We start from the raw sequence: 2,471 nt of genomic DNA, 5'->3' as shown, positions 1-2,471 counted from the left end.
ATTTGGGGCATATCGTCTAGCAAGGCAAGAACGCACATAAAAGACGCTAACCAACATTTTGGATACTGGGTATATAAAAGGATACTGTGATGGCGCGTGCCAGACACACGAGTTTCGAGTGCAGTCCAGGCTGTGCGGTGGAGGCAACTCTAAGCCTTGTTGACGGCAAGTGGAAAGGTGTCGTGCTGTACCACCTTCTTGAGAGTACTTTGCGGTTCAACGAAATTCGAAAGAAGCTGCCAAGCGTCACACAGCGCATGCTGACCAACCAGTTGCGCTCGCTTGAAGCAGATGGCCTCATTGAGCGCAAGGTCTATCCGGTGATACCGCCAAAGGTCGAATACTCTCTCACACCACGCGGCCGCAGCCTTGAACCGGTTATCAAGGCTCTCAAGGACTGGGGCGACGCCAACAAGGAACTCTGGCCGGAGGAATACGGCAGCCAGAAGACGGTTCGCTGAACCCTGAACTTAGGTTTGCGGACACTTCCGGTTTGCTTCCGGGATGTCGGAGAGCGGTCCCTGTACGTCAATCGGGATTAAATCTGGCCGTCATGGCCGGATTGGCTAGACGCTATGACGTGCTTGTGATTTTGTCCGGGCACGGGGATCGGCGAGGATCCACTGCCTTGTTCCAGCGTGATAACTGATCCGGAGTGTCCCCATGAGCCGCCGCTTGACTGCATGTCTCTACGCTTTTCTTGTGTCCGTGTTCCTTGCCGGAACAGCCCTTTCCGGGGAGGTCAAGATCGTGGCTGTAGACGCTATCGAGAGCGGCGGTCTGTGGCGCTTCAGCGTCACCCTTGGTCATGAGGATGAAGGCTGGGATCACTACGCGGATTTATGGCAGGTCATGACACCGGATGGAGACATTCTGGGAGAACGGGTACTGGCACATCCGCATGTCAACGAGCAGCCATTCACGCGCAGTCTGGGCGGTGTCATGATACCCGATGACGTCTCAAGGGTGATAATTCGTGCGCGTGACACCGTACACGGCTTCGCCGAGGAAACGTTTGAAGTCACTTTGGCGCGATAGGCGCATGTCAGCCGGACGCAAGCACGAGAACCCCGTCGGCAATGAACTGGATTGAGAGAGCTGCCAGAAGCACCCCGAGCAATCGGGTGATCACCAGCTGAGCCGTGTCGCCCATCAGGCGCTCAAGCTTATCCGCCAGAAGGAAGGCGATCAGGCAGAGCCCGAGGATGGTCGCAATGACGGCCCCAAGCCCGGCATAGGTGAGGGTATCAGGAGCCTGACCGGACAACAGGATGATGGCCGAAATGGCTGCTGGCCCCGCGATCAAGGGGATCGCAAGCGGGAAAATAGCGACCTCGTGAACATCGCCCGGTGGATTGTCCTCTACCGCCTTTTCTGCAGTTTCGGATTTCCGTGCGGCGCGCTTGCCGAAAACCATCTCGATTGCGATCAGGAACAGCAGGACGCCACCCGCCACGCGGAATGCCGAGACCGAGATCCCAAGCACGTTGAGAACCGTCTGACCTGCCACGAAAAACAGCATCAGGATGCCAGCTGCGGTCACCGTCGCCCGAATGGCAACCCGGCGGCGATCATGGGCGGAAAGCCCGGACGTGACTGCAAGGAACATCGGGGCCAGTCCGACCGGATCGATGGTAACGAAAAGCGTGGCAAACGCGTTGATTAAATAGTCGAACATGGCTCACTTGCGCTCCGGAACGGGGGCTTTTGCCGCGCATCTTACAGCTTTGAGGCGCCTTTGATCACCGAAGGAAACCAAATCTATTTTCCAGCCTGTGCATGACGCTTGTAACCTATTGAATACAATAACGTAAACGCGATCTGGAAATGGTCGTCACATTTGGTTCAAATTGATGAATCGGATATAAAAGAAAAAGCAATAACAACGATATGAGTTCAATCCTTGGCTGATCAGGATAACAGCACGTCAGGCGGCGCTTCGCCGTCCGATATCAAGCCGATTTCCATCGTCGACGAAATGAAGCGAAGCTACCTCGATTACGCCATGAGCGTGATCGTGAGCCGCGCGCTGCCCGACGTTCGAGACGGTCTGAAACCGGTGCATCGTCGCATTTTGTATTCGATGCATGAGAACGGCTACGAGTGGAACAAGCCCTATCGCAAGTCTGCCCGCGTGGTCGGGGATGTGATGGGTAAATACCATCCGCACGGTGACAGTGCCATTTACGACGCGCTTGTGCGTATGGCGCAGACCTTTTCATTGCGTCTGCCTTTGATTGACGGCCAGGGAAACTTTGGTTCGATTGACGGCGACCCGGCGGCAGCCATGCGCTACACCGAGTGTCGTTTGCAGAAGGTCGCCCACAAGCTTCTCGACGACATCGACAAGGAGACGGTCGACTTTCAGGAGAACTACGACAACTCCGAAAGCGAACCTGTCGTCCTTCCTGCAAAGTTCCCGAATCTGCTCGTCAATGGCGCCGGCGGTATCGCCGTCGGGATGGCGACCA

4 protein-coding genes are annotated in these 2,471 nt (G+C 56.0%); 3 read left to right on the top strand and 1 reads right to left on the bottom strand.

What is annotated here, in order from left to right; genetic code table 11:
- The first annotated feature begins 89 nt into the window (after positions 1-89).
- A complete protein-coding gene (locus ABJN75_RS03645) occupies positions 90-461 on the top strand; it encodes a helix-turn-helix domain-containing protein (RefSeq protein WP_348185293.1) in 372 nt (123 codons plus the stop codon).
- A 202-nt stretch (positions 462-663) separates the two neighbouring features.
- Positions 664-1,038 (top strand): hypothetical protein, encoded by a 375-nt coding sequence (locus ABJN75_RS03640; RefSeq protein WP_348185291.1) that lies wholly within the window; start codon positions 664-666, stop codon positions 1,036-1,038.
- Positions 1,039-1,045: 7 nt separating this feature from the next.
- On the opposite strand, the gene ABJN75_RS03635 is transcribed toward ABJN75_RS03640, so the two are convergent.
- Complete coding sequence (locus tag ABJN75_RS03635) at positions 1,046-1,678, bottom strand: MarC family protein (RefSeq protein ID WP_348185289.1); 633 nt, start codon at positions 1,676-1,678, stop codon at positions 1,046-1,048.
- Between the two features lie 300 nt (positions 1,679-1,978).
- On the opposite strand from ABJN75_RS03635, the gene ABJN75_RS03630 reads away from it, so the two are divergent.
- Positions 1,979-2,471: DNA gyrase subunit A (locus tag ABJN75_RS03630; RefSeq protein WP_348408484.1), on the top strand; the 493-nt coding region annotated here is incomplete at its 3' end.

The sequence above is a fragment of the Hoeflea sp. genome (assembly GCF_039975035.1).
Taxonomy (GTDB): domain Bacteria; phylum Pseudomonadota; class Alphaproteobacteria; order Rhizobiales; family Rhizobiaceae; genus Hoeflea.
This window is presented reverse-complemented; position numbering and strand designations above follow the sequence as displayed.

Excerpts from the sequence above, each read along its gene's own strand:
- ABJN75_RS03640 (WP_348185291.1), top strand. The coding sequence starts at position 664 with ATGAGCCGCCGCTTGACTGCATGTCTCTACGCTTTTCTTGTGTCCGTG.
- ABJN75_RS03645 (WP_348185293.1), top strand. The coding sequence starts at position 90 with ATGGCGCGTGCCAGACACACGAGTTTCGAGTGCAGTCCAGGCTGTGCG.
- ABJN75_RS03635 (WP_348185289.1), bottom strand. The coding sequence starts at position 1,678 with ATGTTCGACTATTTAATCAACGCGTTTGCCACGCTTTTCGTTACCATC.